The sequence below is a fragment of the Schleiferilactobacillus harbinensis DSM 16991 genome, from assembly GCF_000425885.1.
Classification (GTDB): Bacteria; Bacillota; Bacilli; order Lactobacillales; family Lactobacillaceae; genus Schleiferilactobacillus; species Schleiferilactobacillus harbinensis.
Map to the genome: position 1 here is coordinate 147099 of NZ_AUEH01000002.1, position 26819 is coordinate 173917.

Sequence of the window (26819 nt, forward strand, 5' to 3'; positions counted from 1 at the left end):
TATGGTTAATGACTCTAAATAACATTTCTTTGGTTGAAAAGCTTTGTATGTAAACCAGACCACAAGATAAAAAATAGTAGTCCAATCAATAGGCCCAGGCAGTTTATCACCAAGCCATTTTCTACTGTAACACTTGTTACCGGTATTCCCACTTCGAATACGGAAAAGTACGCATATGAAAACTGACATAACAGATGATACGCCTGTATTGTCAAATACCAATTCAATTTTGAGGAAAACAAAAACCGGGCGGCTGCAATTACTTGCTGCCGCCCGGCACAATAGGGTTTTACTGATTAATCGTCATATTCATCCGGCTGGCTGTCTTGTTCCTTGCCAATATACATGATGCCGGCGTGGTCGCAAATCTTGTCCTGCTCATCCATCCGCCAGCTGTCCACCAAATACGGCTTGCTGGTCATGGCCAAGTGTTCCGGAATTTTCAGCTCAGACTTCTCGAACTGCTTCATCAGCCGTTCGATCCCTTGATTGACCCCGATCTGGTAGATGACCGTGTCGGCAGTTTCGGTGTGCACCGCCGCCTTACTATCCGGCAGGTCGAAGGTAACGAAATCGCCGAACTTTTCTGTGCCGACTGGGAATAAGGAACCAATGTAGTACACGAAGGAGTATGGGGAAAAGACGATCAGGGCGGTCCGGTTCTTTTGCCCGGTCTGATGCGCGTCCAACTGGGCCGGCGCGTCACTGTGCATGAATTCCTCCCAAGCTGAATAGAAGCTGCCGTTACCATCCATCATTGTGGGCAGGTAGGGATACCCGATCATCCGCATTGCGTCCACGTTTTTAATTTCTGCCATTGTGCACTCCTCTTTCTTCTTTAATATACATGATAAAAGCCGAGGCTGACCCCGGCTTTTTTATTTTCGAGACTATGATTACAACTAGCGGCGATGAGACAGCTCCAAATACCGCTGATACCAGATGTCGACGTACTCCTGGGAAAACGGCCCTTTGCCGTTATTGATCCAATCCACCAACACCTTCACGTTCTCCTTGAGGATATGGTCGATCTCCGGCGAATAGGACCAGCGTTTGGCGTGGGCTTCGTATTCGTCCACGTCCAGCAGGCGCTTTTCGCCGTCTGGAAACACCTTCACATCAAGATCGTAGTCGATGTATTTCAGGGCTTCCTTGTCAATCACAAACGGGCTGGCCAAGTTGCAGTAATAAGACACCCCGTTGTCGCGGATCATCGCGATGATGTTGAACCAATATTTACGGTGGAAATAGACGATTGCCGGCTCGCGGGTCAGCCAGTGACGGCCATCCGATTCGGTCACTAAAGTGTGATCGTTGCACCCAATGAGCGAATTCTCGCTCGTTTTGAGCACCATTGTATCGCGCCAGGTACGATGTAAGCTCCCATCATGCTTGTAGCTCTGAATCGCAATATAGTCTCCTTCCTTGGGAAGATGCACTGCGAACCCAGCTTTCGTGGAACTGTTAGTCACTAAGAATTATAGCAGAAATGCCAGGGGGGCTCCACCCTGGCATTTTCTACCTTAATCCACCGACTTCAACGCTTCCAGCATATCGACGTTCTTCAGTCGATGATTCACGAAGAAACCCAGCAGTAGCGTGATGATGGCCACCACAATGAACGGAATGATGAAGCCCATGGCGCCCAGCGCCGGATTGAACATCACCTCATCCGGCGGCACCGCCCAGAGGATATAGCGGTGCAGCAGTTCGCCGAGGACGTAACCGGCCGCGATCCCGAACAGGGAGAGAATAATTGTCTCCCGGTAGATATACATGGTGACTTCGTTGGTGTAGAAGCCCAGGACCTTGATCGTGGACAACTCGCGCATCCGTTCGGACACGTTGATGTTGGTCAGGTTGTACAGGATGACGACGGCCAGCAAGCCGGCGATGACGATCAGGACCATCATGATCTTGTCCAGAGAGTTGACGATGACGTTGATCTGCGAGCGCAGCGTGGTGTTCTGCACCACCCCGGCGACGCCGCTGAGTTTCATGAACTTCGCGGATTGCCGCCGGGTATTGCTGGTGCTGCGGTCCTTCAGATTGATCAGATCGGCATTGGTCGAGAAGGATGTGTCGAACGTTCGGGCATAAGCTTGCGGGCTCATGAACGCGAAGTGGCCCATGTACATCTCGGTAATCCCGGTCACCTTCATCCGCCGCAGGGTATTGTTCGCGTCCCGCAGCGTGATGGTGCCCCCGACTTTAGCCCCCAATAGATTCGCCAATCGTTCAGAAATAACGACACCACTATTTTTGAGCGTCAACTTCTGCTGAGACTGGCGATTCACGAGCTGAATGTAATCCGTGAAGGACTGGGTGTCGCTAGGAACGATCAGCTTGATCTGCTGCGTATCGCCGCTTTTACCAGCAACCCGGGTCAGCTGCTCGTAGTGGACCTTGGTGTGCTCTTTGACTGCCGTCTCGTCTAGCAGTTTGTTGATCTTCTTCTGCTGACTGGTCGGTACGTAATCCGTGTGGGCGACGATCATGTCGTAGTGCACCAGATCGCCGAATTGGCGGTCATTGATGCCGGCAATCGAATGCTGCACGGCTAAGCCGGTGAAGAGCAAGGCGACGGAGCCAGCGACACCGAAGATAGTCATGAACATCCTCTTCTTATAGCGAAAGATGTTGCGGGCTGTGACTTTGTGGGTGAAACTCAGGTGCTTCCAGATGACCGTGATGCGTTCCAGAAAAATCTTCGAGCCGGCTGCTGGCGGTTTCGGCAGCAGCAGGGCCGCCGGCTTGTCCCGCAGTTCCCGCATGGCCACATAATACGCGGGGACGACGGCACTAAGCAGAGCTAACGCGAAGGCAATCAGGGTCACACCCCAATGGATGTGGAATTGAATCCGCGGCAAGGTAAAGCCGGTGGAATAGGCGTTGTACACAATGTACGGCAGCAGAGTGTGGCCCAAAATCACGCCGAGCACCGTGCCCACCATACTGGCGGCGAAGCCGTAGATGGTGAATTTCTTGATCACGTCTTGATTGTCGTAACCCAGCGCCTTCAGCGTGCCGGAATTGATCCGTTCTTCGTCGACGAACCGGGTCATTGTGGTGATCGTCACCAAGGCGGCGACGAAGTACAAGAAGATAGGAAAAATCGCAGCTAAGGAGTCAACGATCCAGGAAATCGTGCCATAGATCTTATAGCCGTCGCCCCAAGGGACTTCCCGCCGGGAGTCGCGGGCATAAACGGGTGCTTGCAGATGCTTCAGCGTGGCCTTGGCCTCTTTTAGGGTGGCCTCTGCCGTCGCGATTTTCTTCTCTGCTGCCGGTTTGGCGTCGTTAAACTTAGCCAGACTGTCTTGGTACTGCTTTTCCTTCGTGCTTAATTCCCTTTTAGCGGCGGCTAATTGCTGCTCGCCCGTTGCCTGTTGCGTTGCTAACGTCGATTTAGCCGTGGCTAATTGGTTAACTTTGCTTTGCAATTCGGTACGAGCCTGGGCAATTTTGGCCGCATTTTGCTGATACGCCGCGGACTTCTGGCTTAGGGTGTCCGTTGCAGCCAACCAGGTCTGCAAGCCGCCGCGGTACTGGTGCTGCCCGCTGTTGTAAGCCTGGACCCCTTGGTTGTATTGGATCAGCCCGGCTTGGTATTCTTGTTTCTTGGCGGCTAACAGTTTTTCACTGGCCGCCAGTTTGGCCTTTGCCGCCGCCAGGGCTTGGATGTTGTCCTGGAGCTTGGTCTGGGCCGCGGTTAATTCTTGGGCAGCAGCGGCGTATTTGGCTTGGCTGGCATCCAGCTGGCTGCGCGCGGCCTGCAATTGCTGGGCGCTTTGGGCCAACTGGGTCTTTGTGGCGGCCAGCTCTTTGGCGGAGGCATCGATTTGGCCTTGGGCTTGCGCGATTTGAGCCATGCCGGGGGTGTATTTCTCCTGCATGAAGGTTTGATAGGCACTTTGGGTCTCGGTCAGTTTCTGTTGTGCCGCCTGTAATTGGCCGGTCAGCTGGGCGCGTTCCGCGTCCGTCAACTGAGCGTTCGCCAGCTGCTGGTTAAGCTGACCGATTTGGGCCTGGAGTTGGCTGATGCCCGTCGTATATTGGTTCTTGCCGGCGGTGAGGGCGTCCTGCTGCTTGGTCAGGGCCGCCTGTTTTTCATTCAGAGCCGTATTGGCTGCGTCCCACTGAGCCTGCTTGGTCGCCAGTGCTTGGGCGTTTGCTTGGTACTCTGTTTCTTTGGCATCAAGCAGCGCCTTCTGTTGGGCCAGCGTCTGGGCGGACGCCGTGATTTGCGCTTGAGCGTCATTGATCTTAGCCTGATTGGCGTCGATCTGTTTGTACCCCGCGGCGATTTGGCTCTGCCCCTCATCAATGGCTTGGGCTGCCGTTGCTAACTGCTGCTTGGCGGCCGCCAACTGTGTTTGGGTTTGAGCCAAGGCGGTTTTGGCGGTTTGGAGCTGGGTCCATTTTTGATTGAGCGTGGTTTGCCCGTTATCCAGCTGGGCTTTGGCGGCGTTCAATTGGTCGGTACTCGTGGCCAGCGTCGTCTGCGCGGTTTGGATCTGCTTTTCACCGGCGCTGATCTGGCTTTGGGCACTGGCGACTTGGGTGTTCAGCTTCTCTTGATTGGCACTGATCTGCTGATTGGCCTGGGCAATTTGCGTTTTGGCGGAAGCCAGCTGGTTCTGGGTATCGATCAGCTTCTGTTTCGCCGCGTCAATTTTCTTTTGACCGCTGGCAATTTTGGCGTTGGCCTGCTTCTTAATGGCGGCCAGCCGCTTTTGCGGTTGATCTTTCAGCAGGGTCTTGAGCTGGCCCTTATGGGTGTCCAGCAATTTGGTGTACTGACTGGAATAGGGGTCAACGCCCTGCGTGTTTTTGAACGTCAAACGGGCCAGCATGTAGTAGTCGGACCGGAAGGCCTGCTTGGTAACGACCCCGAAGCCCTTCAGGCTGCCGGACCCGGAAGTCGACTGGCCCATGTTGACGTCGGAAATCAGCTCCGCTGAATTAACAAAGCCGACGACTTTGAAGGTGTGCCGTTTCAGGACTGTATTGCCCAGGGCGTCGGCTTTCTCCGTTACTTTGAACTGCTGGCCGAGTTTGTAGGCTTGTTCTTGCTTCGCGTTGAGGGCGATCTCGTCCGCCTGCCGCGGCATCCGGCCCTTAACGACCTGGTACTGGGATACCTTGGTCGGTGCTGAGAAAATCCGGACACTGGTATCAGTGCCTTGAATGGCGACGTCCTTAAGATAACCGAATTCGGCGTCTTGGACCCCTTTGGCCTGTTTGATGGTTTGTACGTCGCTTTTATCCAACCCATAATCGGCGATGACGGAGACATCAGCGGTGTGGTGCTGATTGAAATACGTCGTCCCTGTGGCCCGCATATCCGGACCGGTGACGTACAACCCCACCAAGGCAAACGATCCGAGGAGCATTAAGCCCATGATCGAGAAGAACCGCCCCCAGGAGCCGGAGAATGATTTGCGAATGTCTTGCCACAATGCTTTTTTCTTCAATGCTCAACACTCCTTACCATTCAATATTGGCAATTGCTTCAGGATGGGGATTCTCTTCAATCTTTTCCACCTTGGCGTCCCGGAAATGAATCACTCGGTCGCCAATGGGGGCGATCGCCGCGTTATGGGTCACGATGATGACGGTGGCGCCCTGCTTGCGGCTCATGTCTTGAACGATTTGCAGGACCTGCTTACCGGTGGTGTAATCCAAGGCGCCGGTGGGCTCATCACATAATAGGATCTTCGGGTTCTTGGCCACGGCCCGGGCAATGGCCACCCGCTGCTGTTCCCCGCCGGATAGTTGGGAAGGAAAGTTATTGATTCGGTTCGCCAGACCCACGTCTTTCAGGGTCTGCTCCGGATCCCGGGCGTCCTTGACGATTTCTGACGCCAGTTCTACATTTTCCTTCGCGGTGAGATTCTCCACCAGATTGTAAAACTGGAAGACGAAGCCGACATCATCGCGCCGATACGTCGTTAATTCCCTGGCGTTGTACTTGGCGATGTTCTTACCATCAATGATTACGTCCCCTTCGTCATTGGTATCCATGCCGCCAAGAATATTCAGCATCGTCGACTTCCCGGCCCCGGATGCGCCAAGGATCACGACCAGTTCCCCTTTGTTCACTGCAAAATTAATATCGTTATTAGCCACGATGGTGGTGTCACCCATCGCGTAGCGCTTATAGCTATGCTTCACTTCAATATAGGCCATTTCGATTACCTCCTGGAATTTAAATCCAACATCGTGTTGTCTTGTGTCGAGTATACGGGGTTGCCTTGGCTTCTAGCAACCATCAAAAAGCCAAAAAGTGTTGGTTTGAACGTCAAAACAGGAAATACACCAACATGTTGTTGCTTTTAATTATCGACCACTGCATAATGAGCCCTGAGGTGATCATCATGACAACCCATGCCAAAGTGACGAAGACGCAGCAGAAAATCAAAGAAGCGTTTATCTATTTGATCCATACGAAGGGCTTCGAACGCCTGACCATCAGCGACATAACGAAATACGCCCACATCAACCGGAGCACGTTCTACGCCCATTATCAAGATAAGTTCGATTTGATCCAGTTCTTTGAGCAGAAATCAATTCAGGCCTTGCAGGATATCATCACAAACCGCCTGGCCGCCGCCATGGTGTCGCCGGAGAATGGCCCGGAAACCATGGTCACCTATGATGCCATCCGCAAGATGCTGCATTATATTGGCGATAATTTCGACCTGTTGCGGGCACTGATCGGACCCGGCGGCGATCCGCATTTTGTCGATGAAATGAAGAAAATCCTGCGCAGCATTATCGACGCTGATCTGTATCAAGTCAAAGGCAACACAAAAATGACCACGGTGATTCCAGACAACTATGCCCATGAAATCGTGGTCGGTGATATAGCGAATATTGTGACGTTTTGGCTCAGTCAGGATAATCCCGAGAGCCCGGATGAAGTCGCGGATATTATTATGAAGACGCGGTTTATGAGCCCTTACGAGTTGCTGGGAATTGCGGAAACAAATGGTTCGGCCCGGTGACCCAAAAACGCCCCAGACCGCATTTTTCAGCGATTCGGGGCGTTTTCAAAATCCGCGATTTATCCTTGCAACTGTTTGAACGCTGCTTGCAGCTTGGCCGGCGCGTCCTGGCCTGCTTCCGCCGCCACGGCGGGGAAAATTGTGTCCAGGTAAACGCCATCGACTTGATCTAGGATCGGTGCGGGAACCGGCGTGATGGGCAGGCCGATTTCAGCGATCACCGGCAGATCCGTGTGCTGGCGAATCTCCGGGACCAGCTGTTGCAGTTGCGCCGCCGTGGCCTCGGGACCGGAACCGGGAATCGGCATGACGAAGATATAATTCTTCGCGGCGGCCACGATGGGGGCGACGTGACCCAAAGAATTCGTGGTGACCACCGTCACCAGATTCACCCCGGCGGCGGCCAGCGCACCCGGCAGCGGATCATCTTCCTGGCCCGGGAGATCGAGCACCAGCACGTCAGTCACCCCGAGGCTGGAACATTTCTTGGCGAATTTCTCATCGCCGTACTTGTAGGCTAAGTTGGCGTAAATCGTCAATTGAATGGGTACCTGGGTCTTGGTCCGGGCCGCTTCAATGGCCGAGAAGATGCCGGGCAGGTTCGTGCCGGCGGCTAAGGCCCGGACATCGGCGGCTTGGATCACCGGTCCATCACCGACGGGATCGGAGAACGGCACGGAAATGGCCGCCAGTTTAGCGCCGGCCGCGCCTAAAGCAACGAGTTGTTCTGTGGTGCTGGTCAAACTCGGATCGCCGGCGACGATCACCGGCACAATGGTTTTGGTTACAGTTGTATTAGTCATCAATTTCTACCCCCCGATACTTGGCAATGCTGGCGACATCCTTGTCGCCCCGGCCGGACAACGTGCAAATAATGATTTTATCCTTGGGTAATTTCGGCGCCATCTTCATCACTTGGGCCACCGCGTGGCAGCTCTCAATCGCCGCGATGATGCCCTCTTCTTTGGCAATATATTCGAAGGCGTCCACCGCTTCATCATCGGTGATCGGGTAATACTGGGCCCGGCCGCTTTCTTGGAGCATCACGTGCTCCGGCCCCACACCCGGATAATCCAGCCCGGCCGAAATGGAATAGACCTTGTCGATCTGGCCGTCTGCGTCCTGCAAGAACTTGGACTTCATCCCGTGGAAAATGCCGGTGCTGCCGTTGGTCATCGTCGCTGCGTTCTCCGGGGTATCCGCCCCCTTGCCGGCACCCTCGGCCCCGACCAGATGGACTTCCGGATGGTCGATGTACTCAGCGAAGGACCCAATGGCGTTGGAACCGCCGCCGACACAGGCGACCACGTAATCCGGCAGCCGGCCGGCCTGGCTCAGAATCTGTTTCTTCGATTCTTTAGAAATTACACTTTGGAAATCGTGGACCATCGCCGGGAACGGATACGGCCCCACAGCACTGCCCAACAGGTAGAACGTGTCGTCGGACCGGGCGGCCCAATTCTGCAAAGCGGCATTGACCGCATCCTTCAGGACCGCGGACCCGTTAGTCACCGGCGTGACCTTGGCGCCCAGCAGCTGCATCCGGTAGACATTCAGCTTTTGCCGCTCGGTGTCGACTTTACTCATGAAGATCTCACATTCCATGCCGAACAACGCGGCGACGGTGGCCGTCGCCACGCCATGCTGACCGGCACCAGTTTCGGCAATCAGCCGTTTCTTGCCCATCCGCTTGGCAACCAAGGCTTGACCGAGAACGTTGTTAATCTTGTGCGCCCCGGTGTGGTTCAAGTCTTCCCGCTTGAAGTAAATTTGGGCCCCGCCCAAGTCCTTGGTCATATTGGCCGCGTAGTACAGCAGCGACGGCCGGCCGGCATAATTCACCAGCAGATCATTCAATTCCTTGTTAAACTCTGGGTCCTTGCGCGCCGCGTGATACGCGTCGGCCACCCGTTGCAATTCGGGGTACAGCAATTCCGGAACGTAGGTCCCGCCGAACTCGCCGTAATGGCCCGGTGTCTTAAATGTGTGCTGCTTTTCGATTTCTTGCATGTTACTCGCCCTTTCTGAGAACTAAAGTAGTCAAAAAAAGTCCGTCCTCAAACAACAACTGTTGCTTAAGGACGGATTTTTCCGCGGTGCCACCTTAATTGGGATTCCAGGTTATCAAAATAACGCCAGAGTCCCCGACTTAGCAGAGAGCCAACACTCTCCCGGCAACTGACGTATGCCTAACGTTCTTCCGTACTCCATATGTTTCGGGAAGACCCTCAGTGGTCCATTTATCGACTAGCATCCAATCGCACTCTCAACAACGGCGACTCTCTGTATGGGCCCGATCGACTTGACTTCCACCTCAGCGGTTTGAGGACGAACTTATTTGATTGATTAGGATACTACACGCTCATTTTGAGACTGTCAACCCTAATTTGATGAGAAATTGAAAAATCTAGTCTCCCCGTTCCGCGTACTCATCAATCGCCGCCACTAAATCATCCACGCTGGTCACGATCTTGCCGTTCAGCTTGATCAGCCCAGTAGTGTACAGATTCAGGTAGTGGAACTGATTCTCGGCCACTTGCTGCAAGGCGTCCAGCTTCTGCTGGTTGTCCGCGCCCAAGCGGCGGGTATCGGTGTATAACCCGATGATGGGCACCTTGGCTTGATAGGCCACGCCAATTTCACTGGCGACGCCATTATCGATCGTCGGGCCATCCAGCACAGCAATCAGCAGATCGCTGGCCAGCACTTCGTCGGTGTCGGCTTTAGCAATCATTAGTGAATTGGCATAGTTATTCTTGTCATTGATGCTGGCGTTCTCTTGGGGCAGGTAGACTTCGACCAGCGGATATTGCGCGCGAATCTTCGCCACGATCTTGGCGTTGAATTCGGCATCGGCTTGGGAGAACAAGCCATTGGCAAAATAGACTTTCACGGCATTAACCTACTTTCTCAAACTGAGTTTCACGACACATTCGCAACGGGCGGTCTGGGGGAACATGTCAATGGATTGGAGCCAGTCCACGTCATAGGCTTCGGTCAAGGTGACCAGATCCCGGGCGAGCGTGGACGGGTTGCAGGAAATGTACACAAACTTGGGCGGACGTTCCTGGACGATGGTCTTGCGCAAGGCGACATCCAGACCGGTGCGTGGAGGATCGACGATCAGGGCGGTCGGAGTGAAGCCCTCTTTCCGCCAGCGGGGAATGACATTTTCAGCCTTGCCCACTTCGTAAACGGCGTTGGTGATGCCGTTGATCTCAGCGTTGCGCTGGGCATCGTGAACCGCGGCGGCGATGGTTTCCATCCCCCGCACGGCGGCGACGTGCTTAGCCGCCGTCAACCCCAAGGTCCCAACCCCAGCGTAGGCATCAATCAAGCGGTCGTCTTTATCCAGATTCAACGCCCGCAGCGCGATGGCGTATAATTCTTCGGTTTGGACCGGATTGAGCTGGAAGAAGGCTTCTGGGGACAGCACAAACTTGTTGCCCCGCAACTCTTCGGTGATCGTGCTGGCGCCGGCCAGATGGATCGTCTTCGGGCCCCAGATCAGCGAGGTATCATCCGGATTGACGTTTTCCATCACGCTGGTCACTGCCGGCATCGTGGCCTTGACCGCTGCGACTAATCGGTCGCGATCCCGGAAGTCTTCGACACTGCTGACGAAGGTCACTTGCAGGTCCTCAGTGCTGGCCGATTCCCGCACGACCAAGGTGCGCAGGCCCTGGCGGTGCTGCTGCAAATCATAGATCGGCATGTGCAGCGCGTTCAGGATCTCCACCAGCGCATTGATGGTTTGCATCGTCCGGGGACTTTGGGTAATACTATGGGTAATGGAAATCAGATCATGTGTGCCCGGAGCATACATGCCGGCAATGATCTTGCCGCCCTTCTCCACCGCCAGCGGGAATTGCGCCTTGTGCCGGTAATGGGTGGGATTCGCCATGCCGATCCCCGGTTTGATCTGATAATCCTTGTAATCCCGGGGCGCAAATTTCTCCAAAGACTGACGCAGCACATCGTCTTTGAAGGCCACTTGGGCCGGATAGGCCAAATGGTTCAATTCGAGCCCGCCGACTTTACCGAAATTCTTATCGGCCGGCTGGACCCGATCCTTGTTGGGTTTCTCAATATGGGTCATCTCGCCCCGTAAGAACTTGGGCGCAACCGCCGTGATCGTGGCTGAAACGACTTCGCCGGGCAGTACCCCGGGGATAAAGATGATTTTATGGCGCAGGTAACCAATCCCCTCACCATTGATCCCGATGCGTTTGATGGTAATGATCACCCGTTCGCCGACTACGGCTTCAACGGGTTTGGTGCGCGTATAACGTGACATGAATTTAAAATTCCTTTCAGAAAGCAGGTCAACCGTGGCAACGATAACCAAGATCTCGGCCCAGAAACGTCCGGGCCGCTACAATATTTTTCTCGACGGCGAGTATGCCTTTGCGGTGGATGAGGGCGTCCTGGTCCAGTTTGCTCTGGCCAAGGGGCAGGAACTGACGCCGGACCAGATTGCCCGCATCCAAGAGCAGGATAATTTTCGCCATGCTTATAATATAGCAGTGAACTACCTGGCACACCAGCTCCGGACCCGCCATGAGATTTGGGCGAAGCTGGAAGAAAAAGAAGTGCCGCCCGCTTATATCAAGCAAGTGGCGGCAGAATTGACGGAACAAGGGTATTTAGACGACCACGCCTACCGGGACAGTTTTGTCCGGACGCAGATGGTCACCACGGAAAACGGCCCGACGATCATCGAACGCAAACTGCGGGAAAAGGGCATCAGCCCGGAACTCGCCAACCGCGAGGCGATTACCGATATTTTTACCCCAGCTGAGCAGCTGGCAACACTGGCCAAACTGATTGCCAAGCAGCGCAACCACTATCGCCGGAATTCCGCTCGGGAACAAGAACGGAAGATTCGGCAGCATCTGTACACCAAAGGCTTCGCTGGCGATTTGATCACTCAGGCGATGGATGCGGCCGACTTCACCCCGGATCCGGAGGAAGAAGCCGATGCCTTGGCTGCCCAGGGGGCCAAGTACTGGCGACGATATGCCAGCAAAGGGGCCGCGGTGCAAAAGCGGAAGACGAAGCAGATGCTGTATCAAAAAGGCTTTGATCTGGGGGCCATTGATACTTGGATTGCTGAGCAGGAAACGGAAGACGCCTAAGGGCGTCTTTTTAATTTACCCCATCTGTCAGGGTATATTCGACAGTGGCGGTGTAGCGGCCTGAACTGATCGTGTTAGCCGCGCTGGGCGCCGGCACTTCCAGACGAATATCGTTGTAATGCAGCGCATAGTCGGCCGTGGTCACGGTGTTGGTGAACAGAGTCTGACTGGCCTGCATCCCCACCCTGGTGATGCTGCTGCCCTGGACAAAGGCCAAGTCGGCCCCCTGGAGACCGGCAGCATCAGTGTCAGCCTGCTTGAACGCGGTCAGCTTGGCATCGACAGTGTATTGCGTCCCCAAGGTGTCCGCCAGCGTGGCATCGGTAATGGTACCCGCAGCAGTGACCACAATGGTGTTGGCCTCGCTGCCGCTGATGTTGGTGTTCGAATACGCCGCCGCTGCGGTGGGCAGCGGTTGGGTACCAAAATCCAGATTCGGCACTTTCAGCTGGAGCAGCGCTGCTTCTGGGGCCAGCCCCATGTTCACGTTGGTCACGGCCGAATTCTTGGTCACTTGGATCGTTTGGGTAACCAGCACAGTTTGCTTATCCGCAGTGGTCGCGTGGGTCGGCAGCAGTTGCGAAGCCACTGTCGGATCACTGCCGACACCATTCTTGGTCGGGAACAAGCCGGCACTGACATTATCCACCAAAATACCCACTTGATATGTACCGGCCGGAATATTGCTGAACTGATAGCGGCCCATGGAATCCGTCGTGATCGCATAAGCCAAGCCCGTGCCATCCGCGCCGACAATGGCGTGGGTCGCTGCATTGATCAAGACCAGGGGCAGGCCGGTGAGCCGGGCTTCATTGTCCGCCATCAGGCCATCCCCGTTATTATCCCGCCAAACCGTGCCGCTGATGGTGTTTGAAATCGGCGTGTCCTGAGCGGTGACCGTCGCGTTCTGGGCGGTATTCGTGATCGTGACCGGCACCGCCTGCGGATTTAATGCATAGCCGACAGGCGCTTTCGTTTCCACAAAATTATATGTACCGTTGGCCAGACTGCCCACGGTCACTTGGCCGACTTGGTTAGTCGTCATCCCGCTGGCAACGGTCTGGCCGCTGCTGTCCGTCAGTTTGTACTCAGCGCCGGCCAAAACCTGCGACGTTGTCGCATCGACTTTCGTCAAGGTCGCCTGGCCCGTGTAAGGACTGGCGGCATCGGCCACCGCAACGGTTTCGTGGCTGCCGGGAGTCGTCACGCTGCTGCCCTGGGTGATCGTAAACCAATGGGGTGTTTGATCCGATTTATACCCATTAGGGGCCTGCGTTTCCACAAATTGATACGTGCCGATATAGACGCTCGGCAGCGTGATCTGCCCCTTGGCATCCGTCGTCAGTCCGGTCACTTCCACCCGACCACCGTTGTCCAGCAAACTGAAGACGGCCCCTGGCAAGGCCTGGCCCTGGTCAGTCGTCTTCGTCAAGGTCACGGACCCCAACTGATCACTGCTGATCGACCCGGTCCCGCCCCACTGGACGTACGCCGGCACATTGGCTGTCACAGTTTCGGTACTGGCCAGCATGGCGGCACTGGTCCATTTGTTCACGGTACTGGCCTGGACATTGCTCAGCTTAACCTGCACGGTCATGTTCACGGCCTTAGTCATGTCGCCAAAGTCATAGATCACGGTACTGCCGGCACTGCCATGGCTGGTCTCCGAAATCTTCGGCTGAACCGTCCCGCCGTCATTAATAAAGTTGCTGGTGCCCGGCGCGTACGACCCAGTCGGGGCATACACGCTGGTGGGAATTAACGTCTCGTTGGGCCCAATTTGCTGAGTGACAATAACGTCATTCAGCTCTTTGGTATTCATATTGACTGCGATATTCCACGTCAGTTCACTAGGGGCCCCGTTGATACTCCGAGAGAAAATCCAGCCGACAATGTTGACATCCGGCAGTGCCCCCGGCGCATCGGGCATCGTACCGTTAGTTGTGAAACTCAGCGCACCGCGATAAGTCTTTACCGCCTGGCCCACGGTGGCATTGAAGGTGATCGTTCCTGTTTGCGCGCCCTTGGCAATTTTAAAGATCCCGATCACTATGCCGGTCGAGTCTTGCACCTGTAATGACAGATCATCGTTAGCTTGCAGGTAACTGGGCAGTGCAACCGGGGCCGTATCGCCGCTGGCAATCTTGGTGTTTTCAGGAATAGACCAGTTATACGTCACGGTATAAAAATTTGAAACCGTCATACTGGGACTGTTCGCCACCGGATTGTTGTTGAAGTCAAAAATACTGGCATCGCCTGCAGTCAGTCCCTGCACAGTCGTTACCGCGGTGGCCTGGGTCGTTGCCGGGCGGCTCAGCCCGACGGCCGCCACGACCCAGATCAGCAGCAGTGTCATGCCATATACCAAACGTCTTGTCCAAGTCATGTTTCGAATCCTCTTTTATTCATTCCATTTTCATACCAATTATTTAGTATAACGCAATTTTCCCAGTCCCCAAGCACAAGTGGGAAATCGGGCAAAAAAATACCGCCAAATTGCGGCGGTATTGGTCAGTTTATCCAAATTAATTTAAGCGTCTGCCAGCTTCGCCACGTCCAATTCATGGGGTGCGTGGCCGGTTTCGACGAACGCCTTAGCGTTATTCAGGGAGACCGTGACCATATTTTCCACGGCCGTCTCGGTGTGGTAGGCAATATGCGGGGTCATGATCACCCGGGGATCGGCCAACAGTTTTTCGTACAGCGGGTTAGCCGGCGCTTCGTTCTTTTCCCAAGCCGGATAGACATCGGCTTCGAATTCGAAGGTGTCAATGCCTGCCCCAGCGATCTTGCCGCTGGTCAAACCAGCGATGAGGGCTTGGGTATCGATCAGATTGCCCCGGGCGGTGTTGATCAAATACACCCCATCCTTCATCTGGGCAATTTGGTCGGCGCCGATCAGATGGGTATTTTCCTTCGTGCCCGGGATGTGCAGATCAACGACATCCACCCGCGGCCAGAGGTCTGCCAAGTCATCAACGTACTCGACTTGATCCTTAAGCGCTGGATTCGGATAGGGATCATAGGCGATGACCTGGCTGCCGAAACCTTGGAACAGCTTGACCGCCGACGCGCCGATGCGGCCGGTACCGACCACGCCAATGGTCAGCGTGCCCAGTTCTTTACCGGTCCGCTGCATGGCATCGGTATACTGGTGATGGCTAATGGATTGGATCACATAACCGAAGTTGCGCACCAATTGCAGTGTCAGACTCACGGCGAATTCCGCGATGGATTGGGGCGAATACGCCGGGACGTTAGCCAGCTGAATCCCGTTAGCGGCCAGGGTCGCAAAGGGGACGTTATCCGTCCCAACGTTGCGCAGCGCCAAGTATTTCACCCCGGCTTGAGCCATTGCTTCAATAGCCGCGGGCGGGTAAGCAACCGTTTGCAACGCGACAACGACATCATCGCCGGCAAAATCCGCCGGGGTCTGACCGCTTAGAATTTCCTGATGAAACTGCAGCGTCACGCCGTTTTCTGCTGCCCAGGCGTCAAAGAATTCCTTTTCTTCCGGCTTTAATCCATAGATCCCAAATTGCATTATTTTAATCTCCTTCTGTCATTGACTTGGTTGTGTCCCGGTACCAGCGGGCATGATCCCGCCGACCGCCAACGGTAAACCGGGCAGTGCTTTGTTCTGCCGGCAGCGCGGCCGCTGCATCACCGAGGGGCAGCTGGTCATTGAACATCTGCTCATACGCCGGGATAGTCAGTTCTTCCCGCTCCGCCAGTAGCTGAATCACCGCAGCTTGACCGATATGGTCGGCAAAGCCAGGGGCCAGGATGCCGCTGAAGAACTCGCCCACCGCACCGGAACCGTAGCTGAACAGGCCGATGCGGTCACCCGCCTGCATTGTTTTATCATGACACAACAGACTGAGCAGGCTCAAGTACAGAGAACCGGTATAGATGTTGCCAACTTGGCGAGACAATTGGCTGGCAGCGGTTAACCGCTGCCCTAAGCGGACGCTGTCAGTGAGGGCCGCCAAGGCTTTCTTCCCCATCTTGGTGAAGGGCAGGTGGAACAATAGCGCGGCGTAATCAGTGATCGTGTCGTGGTATTGGACTTGGTGCTGACCGACGATCTTGGTGACAAAATTCAAATAAGCGGCCGTGGAATAGTGGCCATCCACCACTGGGACGGTCATGCCGGTGGGCCGGAAAAAATCAGGGATGTCTTCGGTATAGGCGACGGCGTCATCCTGCAGGGCGAGAACCCGCGGCTGGGCACTGATCACCATGGCCACGGCACCAGCGCCCTGGGTGACTTCCCCGCCGCTGGCCAGGCCGTACCGAGCGATATCGCTGGCGATGACCAGCGCTGTCTTAGTCGGATGCGCGGCCACATAATCCCGGGCCATGAGCAAACCGGCAGTGGCACCGTAACAGGCTTCTTTAATGTCAAAGGCGCGCACCCAGGGATTCAGCCCGGTTAAGCGAGCGACAGTGATCGCCGCGGCTTTGCTTTCGTCCACGCCGGATTCGCTGGCCACGATCACCATGCCCAAGCGGCCGTCCAGCCGGGCACTGGGCAGCGCATCGACCGCGTTAGCTGCCATACTGATGATATCCTGGGTGGCCGGCGTAACGGCCATTTGGTCTTGACCAATGCCGATCGTATATTTATCAGGGTCATCGCCCCGCGCCTTGGCCAATTTCACTAAATCCACATAATAGTGCGGGGTATAAAAACCAATTGCGTCAATCCCGATGTCCATGATCCTTCTCCTTTGCCCGCAGTTGGGCGAGTAGTTGTTGGGCCAGCGCTTCTGAGGGCCGGCCGACGGTTGCGAGCTGGGCAGCCAGCGGCGCGATTTCAGCGGCTGTCGCCCCAACCCGCACCGCCAATGAGCCGTATTGCAGCCGCATGTGGCCGCGCTGAATGCCGTCAGTCACTAAAGCGTGCAGTGCCGCCAGGTTGGCCGCTAAGCCGACGCTGGCCGCAATTGCTTGAAGCTGCAGGACCGTGGGCCGACCGAGCAGCGTCAGCGCCTGCTGGGCACTGGGCAAGACCTTGGTGGCCCCGCCCACGGTGCCCACTGGAATGGGCAAGGTGATCGTGCCCACCAGAGTGTCATCTTGCACGTGCCAAGTACTGAGCCCGCGATAGGTGCCGCTGCTCGCCGCATAGGCATGGGCGGCCGCGTTGACCGCGCGGGTATCATTACCCGTCGCCAAGACCAGGGCCGCCACGCCGTTCATGATGCCCTTGTTATGGGTCACTGCCCGCCGGCTGTCCTGCTGGGCCCAGTCGGCGATGGCCGCGATCCGCTGACCGACTGTCCGCCCTGAGTGCCTGGGTGTCTGCAAATTGGCTAGTGGAAGCGCGGCCTGCACCTGGGTCACACTATCGCGCCCGTCATTGGTCAGGACCGCAAACAGCACCGCACCGCCGGTGACTTCAGCAGCAGCGGGAGCAACGGCTTCTAAAATATCGTTCATGATGTTGGCCCCCATGGCTTCGCCGGGGGTGACGGTAACCAAAAGCTGCAAACTGTCATCAACGGCACCCGGGGCCACGGTGATCCGCTCGATACGGCCCCCGTGGCTCTTAAGGGTGGGATGAGCAGCATAGCCGATTGCCGTCAACCGGGACAGATTGCCCTGTAATTCGTGCGCCGCATAGGCAGATACATTTTGCAGGGCAATCTGGCCAGTTAACGCATGGGCATTGGCGATAATGGTGAGGTCCCGCCCCTGATCCAGCATCTTAAACCCGTGATTGATTGCCGCCACGACGGACGGTTCCTCCGTCGCCAGCGGGATTGTCCGGGGTGTTCCAGCAATGACCACACCAGGCACGACCCCCACCGGCAGACTCATTTGACCGATCACGTTTTCACTGAGACCGGTCAAGACTGTTTCCGGCAAGGGCTGTTGGGCAGACCAAAATTGTGCTTGGTCAACAGATAAAATGCCCTGATCAACCAACAAAACCAGGCGCTCCGCAGGTGTCAGCTGCCAGAATTTCTTAGTCATCGGACAGGGTCACTCCCATACCGACGGCCATCCCGCCGCCGACACATAACGCGGCTACCCCCCGGTGCAGTTGCCGCTGCTTCAGGGCATAGATCAGCGTGGTCAAAATGCGGGCGCCAGAAGCCCCCAGCGGATGGCCCAAGGCCAGTGCCCCGCCGTTGACATTCACTTTCTCAGCTGGCAATTCCAATGCCTGTACAACGGCCATGGATTGGGCCGCGAAGGCCTCGTTCAATTCGTACAGGTCAACATCATCAGCGGCCCAGCCGGCCTTGCGCAGCACGTGCGGAATCACCCGAGCGGGGGCAAAGCCCATCACGGCCGGATCGATTCCCCGTTCGTCAAAGGCGGTTAATTCCGCCAACCACGATAGTCCCTGGGCCTCGGCGGCATCCTTCGCCATCAGGACCAAAGCAGCCGCACCGTCATTGATACCGGAAGCGTTACCGGCGGTGACAGTACCATCGGTTTTAAAAATCGTCCGTAATTTGCCCAGGGCGGCCATTGACGAGTCCGGGCGAATGCCCTCGTCCATCGTCATCAGGCCGATGGGGGTGATTTCTTCAGTAAATCGACCGGCAGCCGTTGCCGCAGCAGCTTTTTGATGGGAATGCAGGGTGAATTCATCCTGTATTTCCCGGGAAATATGGAAGTCATCGGCCACCCGTTCCGCTGTCATGCCCATGGGTTCATGGTTAATGGCGTCGGTCAGCCCATCAATATTCAGGCTTTCTTCCACTTCCGGCGAGGCTGTATTGTGCCGCACCAAGCCTGGGGCATTGGACATACTTTCCGTGCCGCCGACTAAGACGGCATCCGCTTCGCCCAGTTGAACGGCCGCCTGACCCAGATGGACCGCCTTCAGGCCGGAGCCGCAAACCTGGTTGATGGTCATCGCAGTGCTGTCGTCACTGAGTCCGACCCGCAGGGCAATTTGGCGCGACACGTTTTGCCCATTGCCGGCGGCCAGCACGTGGCCAAAAATCGCTTGATCGATCGCCTCAGCCGGAATTCCGCTCTGAGCAATGGCGGCCTGCGCCGCATGCACCCCGAGATCGACTGCGGACAGCTCCCTCAACGCCCCGCCCCGCTTGCCGATCGGCGTCCGTTGGGCACTTAATACCACGACTTGTCGCAAAATAATGGTTCCTCCGTTCGGAATTTTCTAGAACCTAAAGCATACCGGAAACTGGGCGAGAATACTAGCTGGAAAGCCCGACCTTAACGCAATATTCAGCAAACCACGGTACAATATAAGTGAAGGAGATGACCTCGGATGCACGTTGGTGAATTACTGTTGCTGCTGGCTGATATTCGGCCGAATACGGCTGTCTTTTATAATCAAAATGGCGAACCGCTGCCGATCACCGCTATCACCTGGACCAAGCCAGACGTCGAAGCACCAGCGGCCCTGCTCCACGTCGGCACTCCGGGGCACCCCCGCCGGCAATGGGAATTGGTCGCCCTGCTCAAAGAACCCAACCGCCCCCAGGACCAGATTCTTGTCGTGACCAAAGATGGACCAATGCCGATTTTCGGCTTTCGTCTCGTGCAACGGCATATTTGGCTTGGCTGACGGATCAAAAAAGCAGCCCCGCAGGACTGCGCAAAGTAAATTATTATTTCTTCTTCGGCGCCGCCGGGACATCGTCAAACCCGGCCACCAATTTCTTCAAATACGCATGCAGCTCATCCTTGATCTCCGGATGCCGCAAGCCATACTCAATCGTCGTCTGGACGTATCCGAACTTATTGCCGACATCATACCGCTTGCCCGTGAATTCCCGGGCAAATACCCGCTGGGTCTTGTTCAGCCGATCGATCGCATCAGTCAGTTGAATTTCGCCGCCCCGGCCGGGTTCTTGGGTGTCCAGTAAATCAAAGATTTCCGGATTGAGCAGGTACCGGCCGATAATAGCCAAGTCGCTGGGCGCTTTATCCACCGGCGGCTTCTCCACGAAGTTCTTGACGTTATACAGGCCCGGTTCCATTTCGGACGTGGGGTTGATGACACCATACTTGGAGACTTCCTCGTGGGGCACGCGCATGACGGCCAGCGTGGAGGCGTGGGTCTTTTCATAATCGTCCATTAATTGCTTAGTCAAGGGCACCTTGCTCATGGCCAAATCGTCGCCCAGCATGACGACAAAGGGTTCGTTGGCGACAAAGGACTTGGCCAGCCGGACCGCGTCGCCCAACCCGCGCTGGTAGGACTGACGAATGAAGTACAGATTGACGCCAATGTTGGTCGTCTCCTGCTCCAGCTTCAGCAGATCGTCCTTGCCCTGGGCCCGCAACTGTTCTTCGAGTTCAGGCGCAGAGTCGAAATGGTCCTCGATCGGCCGCTTGCCTTTCCCAGTGATGATCAAAATATCTTCGATCCCCGAGGCTTTGGCCTCTTCAACGATGAATTGAATCGTGGGCTTATCCACGATGGGGAACATTTCCTTAGCCATCGCCTTGGTGGCGGGCAGAAGCCGGGTCCCAAAGCCGGCCGCCGGGATCACTGCTTTGCGTACCTTCATTGATTATCAGTCCTCACTCTTAATATTGTGTACTCGCTTACCATACCACATGCTGGTTAAGAATCTACCATTATTCTGTGTGCTTTTTGTGCCGCCGCCACCAATCGACAAACCGGCTGCCGCTGGTGGGCGCCGTGCCATGGGCAGTTTCTTGAGTCACCGCGTTGACCACCGCCCCAAAGACAAAAATTGTCGCGGTCCAGTTGATCCACAACAGGACGATCATCACCGTCCCGATTCGACCGTAGGAGTTCCAGCCCGTTCCGAAATACCGCATGTAGACGGAAAAGCCTTGGGACAGCAGCATCGTGCCTGTCGTGGCTACGGCCGTCCCGGGCAGTACTGTCCACCAGCGCATCCGGGCATTGGGCAAAAAGAAATAGAGCAGCATGCCCAGAATCAAGTTAGCCCCCACGGCGACCGGCCAGCGCAAGGTCCGATAAGTATCCAACCAAGATGTGGGTAGGCGCAGCAGCGGAATCAGCCACTCCAAAAATTGGCCGCCAAAGATAAACAGCAGCATCAGCACACCCAATACCAGGATAAACGCCAGGGTGAGCAAGAAAGAAAAAAGGCGACGACCAAAGAAAGTGATGATTCCTTCCCGTGCACTGGCCGCCCGGGGGACCCCATAGGCATAATTCATACTATTGCGCATCGCGTTGAATCCCCGACTCGCCGTCCAGAGAGTCGTCACGATACCAAAAGACAGCAAACCGCCGCTGCGGTCCCGCAACAGGGCAATGATTGCTGGTTCAAAGGCAGCCATGATGCTGCTGGGGACGATCGGCGCCAAATAGCTCAGTGCAAACTGCGGTGTGATTCCGACCAGCGGCAGCAAATTTCCTACAACGATGATCAAGGGGAAAACCGACAGCAGCAGGTAGTACGTGATCACTGGCGGCGCCGACAGGACCGCCGGCTCCGAAAAGCGGGCAATAATGTCCGCAATAAACTGCCCCACCCGGGCCCACCGCGTGGGCTTAACGACTGGGGCGGACGGCACCAGCCGATACCGGGGCATTGGGCGGGCCATGGCGCCGCCTCCTTTCCGACTTATTCTTCAATTGTACCAAAAAACGCGCCCGGCCAGCTGGTCGAACGCGCGGTGAAACAGAAATTATTTGGCGACTTTCTCGACAAACGGATTCTCGGTGACGCCATTGTACAGATACTTCGCGTCAAAGACGGGATCCTGACTGGTCAGGATCTTCGGCCCATCATTGGTGATCACCAAGGTGTGCTCATATTGGCAAGACGTGGAGCCGTCAGCGGACACGTAGTATTCCCACGTATCGCCCGGCAGTGTCTTCGCTTTGATCTTCCATGTCCCTAAGTTGACCATCGGTTCGATGGTGATGGTCATCCCAGCCTTCAGGCGCAAGCCCTGACCCGGTTCGCCATAATGGGGCACGTTCGGTGCTTCGTGCATCGTGGGCCCAATGCCGTGACCGATGAGATCCCGGACATCGCCCATGCCCTCTTCGTCTTCGACATAGCTCTGAATGGCCCAGCCGATGTCGCCGATCCGGTTGCCCACCGTGGCGGCATCGATCCCAAGGTAAAGCGCCTTGTGCGTCACCGCCATCAAGTGTGCGTCCTCAGGGGATAATTGCCCCACTGCATAAGCCCAGCAAGAGTCGCTTTCGTAACCGTCCAGATTCACGGTCATATCGACTTTAACAACATCGCCGTTGTGTAAGTATAAGTTCTTCCGCGGCTCTGCATGGGCCACTTCATCATTGACAGCGACACAGGTCGCGTATTTATATCCTTCAAAGCCCTTTTCCGAAGGCTTCCCGCCATGACTGGTAATGAAATGGTCGGCAAACTCTTCGATCTCCCAGCTGGAGATGCCCGGCTTGATGATGTCCCGCAAACCGATATGGGTCGCTGCCAGCAATTGTGCTGAACGCTGCATCCCGTCCAATTCCCGGGGTGATTTTAATGTAATCACTTAACAGATTCCTCCTTGTGTTGTTCATCAGAATTATAGCACAGGTTAGCCTTTATTTTCTGAAACCGCAACTGGGTCATGGGGTGCCGTCCGCATTCGCCGGCTTTCCGCTGAAATATCCTGCTCTTTCTGGCGAGTGAAAGGATAGAGAATCATCGCCAGCAGCCCCACCCAAATACTGATCAAAGGCAAGACACCGGTGGCGAAGCGAATCCCCCGCACTGCCTGGGCACTTTGCACGGCGACTTGGCCGCGGTAGCCCGTGGCACTCATGATTGAGGTGTAAAGAATCATTTGGATACTGCCCAGCGACGTGGTGAAAATGGAAAACAGCCCGCTGTACAGGCCGGTCTTGCGAATCCCGGTGCGCCACTCGTCTTCGTCAATGATCAAGGCATTCATCGGCGCAGTCGCGGTGGCGAAGTAAATCGTACAGCAGACGATCAAGCCGTAATAGAGATAGACCTCCGGAATCGTATGGGCAAACGTCAGCCCAATATACCCGATCGTCGCCGCGATCATCCCGATGTAAATATTGGTCTTCGTCCCCCAGCGCTTCACCGCGTAATTCATCAGCGGCATCAAGGCCAAGGCCACAAAGTGGGTGATGAAATTCAGCAGCGTCGCCGTCGTGCCAGGGGCGTGGATCACTGCGTCCATATAATAGAGGAATGCCGTGGAATAGTAGCTGATGGCCCCCATGGCAATGATGGAATAGGTAATACTGGTCAAAAACGGCCGGGACTTGATGATCACCCAGGCGGCCCGCAGCGTTTCTTTGTTGTTCCGCTTGGCCGGTTTCAGCGTCGCGTACATCTCCGGTGTATCCTTCAAGCCCCGCAGTGCCAGGATGAAGATTAACGTTTGGACGGCCACTACCACAGAGAGCACGGGAATGAAGAGACTCTTATTGCCGCCTTGGAACAGCAGCAAAGTGGGAATCATGGTGGCCAGGAAGGACATCCCATAGGTCAAGTAGTTGCCGATGGTGCCGATATCCAGCCGTTCTTCCTTCGTCGGCGCGGCAATCTGCACGTAGGACCCATAGGCGACCCCGTACGCCGTGGCGGCCGTGTCGAAGAAGAACAGCTCCGCGGTGAAGACGCCGAACTTCGCCCACTGACTCCAGCTGGGTTGGGTAAAGGCCATCGCGATCGTCGTCAGCATCATGAACGGGACCGTCACATGCAGCAGGTACACGTATTTGCCCCGGCCCGGGCGATAAGGCTGGCGGTCGATCAAAGCCCCGATCAGCGGATCATTCAGGGCGTTCCAGATGTTGTAGATCACGTAGACCAGCCCGACCAAGTTAGCGTTCAAGCCGATCACGTCAGTGTAATATTTGATGTAGACCTGGTGAATAATGACTTGACTGACCGACAGGATCGGTGCCGGCAGCGATATTTTTAGTTTTTGAATAAACGATAAGCCAGTGCTCTTGAAGGTGAACGAATCAATCAGAACCTGCAACCACTTGGGCCGCCGCGTATTCTTGGCCATCCCCATGCCCCCAGACAACTGTTATTTAATCCCCTTCAGGATAGCACAATCAGCTAAAAAAATCGTGAAAACTGCCTAGGCCGGTCCATCACTATTTTTGCTTTTGAAAAACGCTTACGGTATAGTTGATAGGTGAGAGATTGGAGTGCTTAATATGAGAATAGGAATTCCCAAAGAAACCAAGAATAATGAAAATCGAGTCGCGCTGCCCCCTGAGGACGTGCATGAATTGATCCACGACGGTCAGACCGTCTGTGTCGAACGCGGTGCCGGGGTTGGCTCCGGTATCCAGGATGCCGCCTACCAAGAAGCCGGCGCCACGCTGGGGTCGGCAGATGACGCCTGGGCCAGCGATATGGTAATGAAGGTCAAGGAGCCTACCCCCGCGGAGTACCACTACCTGCGGCCCGGCCTGCTGCTGTTCACCTACCTGCATTTGGCCGCCAACAAGCCGTTGACCGAGGCGCTGCTTAAAGCCAAGGTCAACGCGGTGGCGTACGAGAACGTGCAAAAAGAGGACGGCTCCCTGCCGCTGCTCTCGCCAATGAGTGAGATCGCCGGCAGTCTGGCCGCTCAAATCGGCACTGAATATTTGGAGAAAAACCACGGCGGCAAAGGTATCCTGCTGGCCGGCGTCCCCGGTGTCCGCAAGGGCCGGGTCGTCGTCATCGGCGGCGGGGTCTCCGGGACTAACGCGGCCCGGGTCGCCCTGGGCTTAGGCGCTCGGGTCACGATCCTCGACGTGAACGTGGAGCGGCTCAAGGAAATCGACGACCAATTCAATGGTCGGGTCCAAACGCTGCTGTCCAACACCAGCAACATCGCCAATGCCTTGAAGACCGCCGACGTCGCCATCGGGGCCGTCTTGCTGCCGGGGCACCGGGCACCGACCTTGGTCAGCCGCCAGATGGTCCGCGACATGCCGGACGGCTCTGTGATCGTCGATATTGCCATTGACCAGGGCGGCATCTTCGAAACCGGCAGCCGGGTCACCACCCATGACGATCCCACTTATGTCCAAGAAGGGGTCATTCATTATGCCGTGGCCAACATGCCCGGGGCCGTGCCGCAAACGGCCACCTACGCCTTGAGCAACGCCACCATCGGCTACGCCCGCCAGCTGGCCAGCACCCCGCTGGTTGAACTGTTGCAGACAAACCAGGACCTTTACCGGGGTACGGCCACTTATCAAGGGCACATGACCTTGGGAGCCGCCGCCGCTGATCTGGATATTCCCTTCACACCATTGAACAAGTTGCTCTAAATCCAAATTGCTTTCCCCCTGGCCTTTGTTATAATCTATCCATATATCTATCCTTGCCTGACGCAAGGTAATCGGAGGAATTTAACTCATGGCCAGTGCCAAAATTGTGTATGCTTCTATGACCGGTAACGACGAAGAAATCGCCGACATTTTGGAAGAAGCGTTTGAAAACCTAGACGTCGACGTGGATGTATCTGAAATCTCCCAGACCGACGCCGCTGAATTCGAAGACTACGACATCGATATCATTGTCACCTACACGTATGGTGACGGCGAACTGCCCGATGAAGCGGTGGATTTCTTTGAAGATCTGCAAGAGGAAGACCTAAACGGCAAGATCTTTGGCTGTGCCGGCTCCGGCGACACTTTTTACGATGACTTTGCCAAGTCCGTGGACGACTTCGCCGACGCCTTTAAAAAAACCGGCGCCGTTGAGGGCGCTCCGGTGGTCAAAATCGATTTAGCCCCCGAAGAAGACGACATTACGGCGCTGCAAGCCTTTGCCAAACAACTGCTGGCAACGTACAACGCGCAAAACTAAAAGCAGGTGATCCCCGTGCCCAATTGGCGTGCGTTGGTGCATAAGTATCGACATTTCCTACGGTACATGGTGTATGGCTTCATGGCTTCGGTCGTGAACATCCTGGTGTATTTCGTGTTCACTCATGTGTGGCACATTCCGTACGTGATCGGCAACAACGTCGCCTGGATCATCAGCAATGCCGTCTCCTTTGCTCTCACCAAGTCCCTGGTGTTCCATAGCCGCTATGAAGACTGGCTGGTCGTCGGCAGTGAAATTGTGTCGTTCTTCGGCTTCCGCCTGCTGTCCCTCGTTGCGGACAACGTGATCATGATCGTTGGTATTTCATTCCTGGGGATTCCCAGCATGTGGGCCAAGATCATTGACCAAGTATTAGTCGGCCTGTGCAATTACGCCACCTCCCGCTGGACCTTTTTGCGGCAAAATCATTTTGCTGTCAAACGGCTGCGGGAACGGCAGGCAAACAAAAAGCGCATCGATTAAATTCGGTGCGCTTTTTGCGTGGCGTTACTGATTATTCAAATTCAGCCGGCCGTTCTTTCGTAAACGGTCGTTGACATAGGTATCGTGACCCGGTGCAGGCCTCCTTGTAAACTTGGTTTATCAAGTAAACAAGGAGGCCTTTCATGGTTCAAATCAAAGATATCGTGCCGATCCAGGTGACCGACCGGTCGCCGAAGCCGCTGGTCAAACCGCAGGTTGCGGCACGAGTGAAGCTCAAGGACGCCGAGGTCGTGTTTTACACCGGTGTTGACCGGGCAATTCTGCACGTGGTGCTCCAGGAGTTGACAGGCAATGTTCCCCAATATCCAAGAGCTTAACATCTATATCATTTGCGGAAAAACGGACCTGCGCAAAGGAATCGACGGTTTGGCCGCTTCCTTGCGGGAGCTGTACGGCGA

The 26819-nt window shown here is 55.6% G+C and carries 24 protein-coding genes; 7 read left to right on the top strand and 17 right to left on the bottom strand.

The annotated features are described in order from the left end of the window. Positions 1-296: 296 nt before the first annotated feature. From H627_RS0102065 to H627_RS0102080, 4 genes are all read right to left on the bottom strand, one after another. Positions 297-818, bottom strand: coding sequence for a hypothetical protein (locus H627_RS0102065; protein WP_027827587.1), 522 nt, complete (start codon positions 816-818; stop codon positions 297-299). Between the two features lie 84 nt (positions 819-902). Continuing rightward, complete coding sequence (gene ntdP, locus H627_RS0102070) at positions 903-1439, bottom strand: nucleoside tri-diphosphate phosphatase (protein ID WP_027827588.1); 537 nt, start codon at positions 1437-1439, stop codon at positions 903-905. An 84-nt stretch (positions 1440-1523) separates the two neighbouring features. Further along, the gene (locus H627_RS0102075) at positions 1524-5477 is read right to left on the bottom strand and encodes an FtsX-like permease family protein (RefSeq protein ID WP_027827589.1); all 3954 of its coding nucleotides are present in this window, start codon (positions 5475-5477) and stop codon (positions 1524-1526) included. Positions 5478-5490: 13 nt separating this feature from the next. Then, positions 5491-6192 carry an ABC transporter ATP-binding protein gene (locus H627_RS0102080; RefSeq protein ID WP_027827590.1) on the bottom strand — a complete coding sequence of 234 codons (702 nt, stop codon included), beginning with the start codon at positions 6190-6192 and terminating at the stop codon, positions 5491-5493. Positions 6193-6380: 188 nt separating this feature from the next. On the opposite strand from H627_RS0102080, the gene H627_RS0102085 reads away from it, so the two are divergent. Continuing rightward, positions 6381-7010 (top strand): TetR/AcrR family transcriptional regulator, encoded by a 630-nt coding sequence (locus tag H627_RS0102085; protein WP_027827591.1) that lies wholly within the window; start codon positions 6381-6383, stop codon positions 7008-7010. Positions 7011-7069: 59 nt separating this feature from the next. On the opposite strand, the gene trpA is transcribed toward H627_RS0102085, so the two are convergent. The 4 genes from trpA to rlmD form a co-directional block, all read right to left on the bottom strand. Further along, positions 7070-7813 (bottom strand): tryptophan synthase subunit alpha, encoded by a 744-nt coding sequence (gene trpA / locus H627_RS0102090; RefSeq protein WP_027827592.1) that lies wholly within the window; start codon positions 7811-7813, stop codon positions 7070-7072. Further along, entirely contained in the window at positions 7806-9020 is a 1215-nt protein-coding gene (trpB, locus tag H627_RS0102095) for a tryptophan synthase subunit beta (protein ID WP_027827593.1), read from the bottom strand. Before trpB ends, trpA begins: the two co-directional genes overlap by 8 nt. Before the next feature lie 397 nt (positions 9021-9417). Beyond that, entirely contained in the window at positions 9418-9903 is a 486-nt protein-coding gene (locus tag H627_RS0102100) for a nucleoside 2-deoxyribosyltransferase (RefSeq protein ID WP_027827594.1), read from the bottom strand. Between the two features lie 9 nt (positions 9904-9912). Then, the gene (gene rlmD / locus H627_RS0102105) at positions 9913-11307 is read right to left on the bottom strand and encodes a 23S rRNA (uracil(1939)-C(5))-methyltransferase RlmD (protein WP_035439748.1); all 1395 of its coding nucleotides are present in this window, start codon (positions 11305-11307) and stop codon (positions 9913-9915) included. Between the two features lie 34 nt (positions 11308-11341). Between rlmD and recX the strand changes: the two genes are divergently transcribed. Next, positions 11342-12148, top strand: a complete 807-nt coding sequence (gene recX, locus H627_RS0102110; protein ID WP_027827596.1) for a recombination regulator RecX — start codon at positions 11342-11344, stop codon at positions 12146-12148. Between the two features lie 10 nt (positions 12149-12158). Here recX and H627_RS0102115 read toward each other — a convergent pair whose 3' ends face one another. The 5 genes from H627_RS0102115 to H627_RS0102135 form a co-directional block, all read right to left on the bottom strand. Next, entirely contained in the window at positions 12159-14534 is a 2376-nt protein-coding gene (locus H627_RS0102115) for a SpaA isopeptide-forming pilin-related protein (protein ID WP_056990041.1), read from the bottom strand. Positions 14535-14678: 144 nt separating this feature from the next. Beyond that, complete coding sequence (locus tag H627_RS0102120; RefSeq protein WP_027827598.1) at positions 14679-15692, bottom strand: NAD(P)-dependent oxidoreductase; 1014 nt, start codon at positions 15690-15692, stop codon at positions 14679-14681. A 4-nt stretch (positions 15693-15696) separates the two neighbouring features. Beyond that, a complete protein-coding gene (locus H627_RS0102125; RefSeq protein ID WP_027827599.1) occupies positions 15697-16869 on the bottom strand; it encodes a hydroxymethylglutaryl-CoA synthase in 1173 nt (390 codons plus the stop codon). After that, positions 16853-18130 (bottom strand): hydroxymethylglutaryl-coenzyme A reductase family protein, encoded by a 1278-nt coding sequence (locus H627_RS0102130; protein WP_027827600.1) that lies wholly within the window; start codon positions 18128-18130, stop codon positions 16853-16855. Before H627_RS0102130 ends, H627_RS0102125 begins: the two co-directional genes overlap by 17 nt. Next, complete coding sequence (locus H627_RS0102135; protein ID WP_027827601.1) at positions 18123-19268, bottom strand: thiolase family protein; 1146 nt, start codon at positions 19266-19268, stop codon at positions 18123-18125. The genes H627_RS0102130 and H627_RS0102135 overlap by 8 nt, the downstream gene beginning before the upstream one ends. 138 nt (positions 19269-19406) lie before the next feature. Here H627_RS0102135 and H627_RS0102140 point away from each other — a divergent pair, with 138 nt between their 5' ends. Continuing rightward, a complete protein-coding gene (locus H627_RS0102140; RefSeq protein WP_027827602.1) occupies positions 19407-19706 on the top strand; it encodes a hypothetical protein in 300 nt (99 codons plus the stop codon). Between the two features lie 43 nt (positions 19707-19749). Here H627_RS0102140 and galU read toward each other — a convergent pair whose 3' ends face one another. The 4 genes from galU to H627_RS16605 all read right to left on the bottom strand — a co-directional run bounded on the left by galU (position 19750) and on the right by H627_RS16605 (position 24112). Next, positions 19750-20655: a UTP--glucose-1-phosphate uridylyltransferase GalU gene (galU, locus tag H627_RS0102145; RefSeq protein ID WP_027827603.1), complete on the bottom strand. Its 906-nt coding sequence runs from the start codon at positions 20653-20655 to the stop codon at positions 19750-19752. Between the two features lie 70 nt (positions 20656-20725). Next, positions 20726-21691: a YihY/virulence factor BrkB family protein gene (locus H627_RS16595; RefSeq protein ID WP_051225097.1), complete on the bottom strand. Its 966-nt coding sequence runs from the start codon at positions 21689-21691 to the stop codon at positions 20726-20728. An 84-nt stretch (positions 21692-21775) separates the two neighbouring features. Next, positions 21776-22612 carry a type I methionyl aminopeptidase gene (gene map, locus H627_RS16600; RefSeq protein ID WP_051225098.1) on the bottom strand — a complete coding sequence of 279 codons (837 nt, stop codon included), beginning with the start codon at positions 22610-22612 and terminating at the stop codon, positions 21776-21778. A gap of 45 nt (positions 22613-22657) precedes the next feature. Beyond that, entirely contained in the window at positions 22658-24112 is a 1455-nt protein-coding gene (locus H627_RS16605; RefSeq protein WP_051225099.1) for an MFS transporter, read from the bottom strand. A gap of 154 nt (positions 24113-24266) precedes the next feature. On the opposite strand from H627_RS16605, the gene ald reads away from it, so the two are divergent. The 4 genes from ald (at position 24267) to H627_RS0102180 (ending at position 26738) form a co-directional block, all read left to right on the top strand. After that, positions 24267-25376, top strand: coding sequence for an alanine dehydrogenase (gene ald / locus H627_RS0102165; RefSeq protein ID WP_027827604.1), 1110 nt, complete (start codon positions 24267-24269; stop codon positions 25374-25376). 88 nt (positions 25377-25464) lie between these two features. Continuing rightward, entirely contained in the window at positions 25465-25917 is a 453-nt protein-coding gene (locus H627_RS0102170) for a flavodoxin (RefSeq protein WP_027827605.1), read from the top strand. A gap of 15 nt (positions 25918-25932) precedes the next feature. Next, on the top strand, positions 25933-26400 hold the full coding sequence (locus H627_RS16610; protein ID WP_051225100.1) for a GtrA family protein: 468 nt from the start codon (positions 25933-25935) through the stop codon (positions 26398-26400). A 143-nt stretch (positions 26401-26543) separates the two neighbouring features. Then, entirely contained in the window at positions 26544-26738 is a 195-nt protein-coding gene (locus H627_RS0102180) for a hypothetical protein (protein WP_027827606.1), read from the top strand. Positions 26739-26819 lie beyond the last annotated feature (81 nt).

Coding starts and splice junctions, on each gene's coding strand:
- H627_RS0102140 (WP_027827602.1), top strand. CDS start 19,407: ATGCACGTTGGTGAATTACTGTTGCTGCTGGCTGATATTCGGCCGAAT.
- H627_RS0102085 (WP_027827591.1), top strand. CDS start 6,381: ATGACAACCCATGCCAAAGTGACGAAGACGCAGCAGAAAATCAAAGAA.
- H627_RS0102125 (WP_027827599.1), bottom strand. CDS start 16,869: ATGGACATCGGGATTGACGCAATTGGTTTTTATACCCCGCACTATTAT.
- galU (WP_027827603.1), bottom strand. CDS start 20,655: ATGAAGGTACGCAAAGCAGTGATCCCGGCGGCCGGCTTTGGGACCCGG.
- trpA (WP_027827592.1), bottom strand. CDS start 7,813: ATGACTAATACAACTGTAACCAAAACCATTGTGCCGGTGATCGTCGCC.
- trpB (WP_027827593.1), bottom strand. CDS start 9,020: ATGCAAGAAATCGAAAAGCAGCACACATTTAAGACACCGGGCCATTAC.
- H627_RS0102170 (WP_027827605.1), top strand. CDS start 25,465: ATGGCCAGTGCCAAAATTGTGTATGCTTCTATGACCGGTAACGACGAA.
- rlmD (WP_035439748.1), bottom strand. CDS start 11,307: ATGTCACGTTATACGCGCACCAAACCCGTTGAAGCCGTAGTCGGCGAA.
- H627_RS0102180 (WP_027827606.1), top strand. CDS start 26,544: ATGGTTCAAATCAAAGATATCGTGCCGATCCAGGTGACCGACCGGTCG.
- H627_RS0102080 (WP_027827590.1), bottom strand. CDS start 6,192: ATGGCCTATATTGAAGTGAAGCATAGCTATAAGCGCTACGCGATGGGT.
- H627_RS0102120 (WP_027827598.1), bottom strand. CDS start 15,692: ATGCAATTTGGGATCTATGGATTAAAGCCGGAAGAAAAGGAATTCTTT.
- ald (WP_027827604.1), top strand. CDS start 24,267: ATGAGAATAGGAATTCCCAAAGAAACCAAGAATAATGAAAATCGAGTC.
- H627_RS0102115 (WP_056990041.1), bottom strand. CDS start 14,534: ATGACTTGGACAAGACGTTTGGTATATGGCATGACACTGCTGCTGATC.
- H627_RS16595 (WP_051225097.1), bottom strand. CDS start 21,691: ATGGCCCGCCCAATGCCCCGGTATCGGCTGGTGCCGTCCGCCCCAGTC.
- H627_RS0102130 (WP_027827600.1), bottom strand. CDS start 18,130: ATGACTAAGAAATTCTGGCAGCTGACACCTGCGGAGCGCCTGGTTTTG.
- H627_RS16605 (WP_051225099.1), bottom strand. CDS start 24,112: ATGGCCAAGAATACGCGGCGGCCCAAGTGGTTGCAGGTTCTGATTGAT.
- H627_RS0102065 (WP_027827587.1), bottom strand. CDS start 818: ATGGCAGAAATTAAAAACGTGGACGCAATGCGGATGATCGGGTATCCC.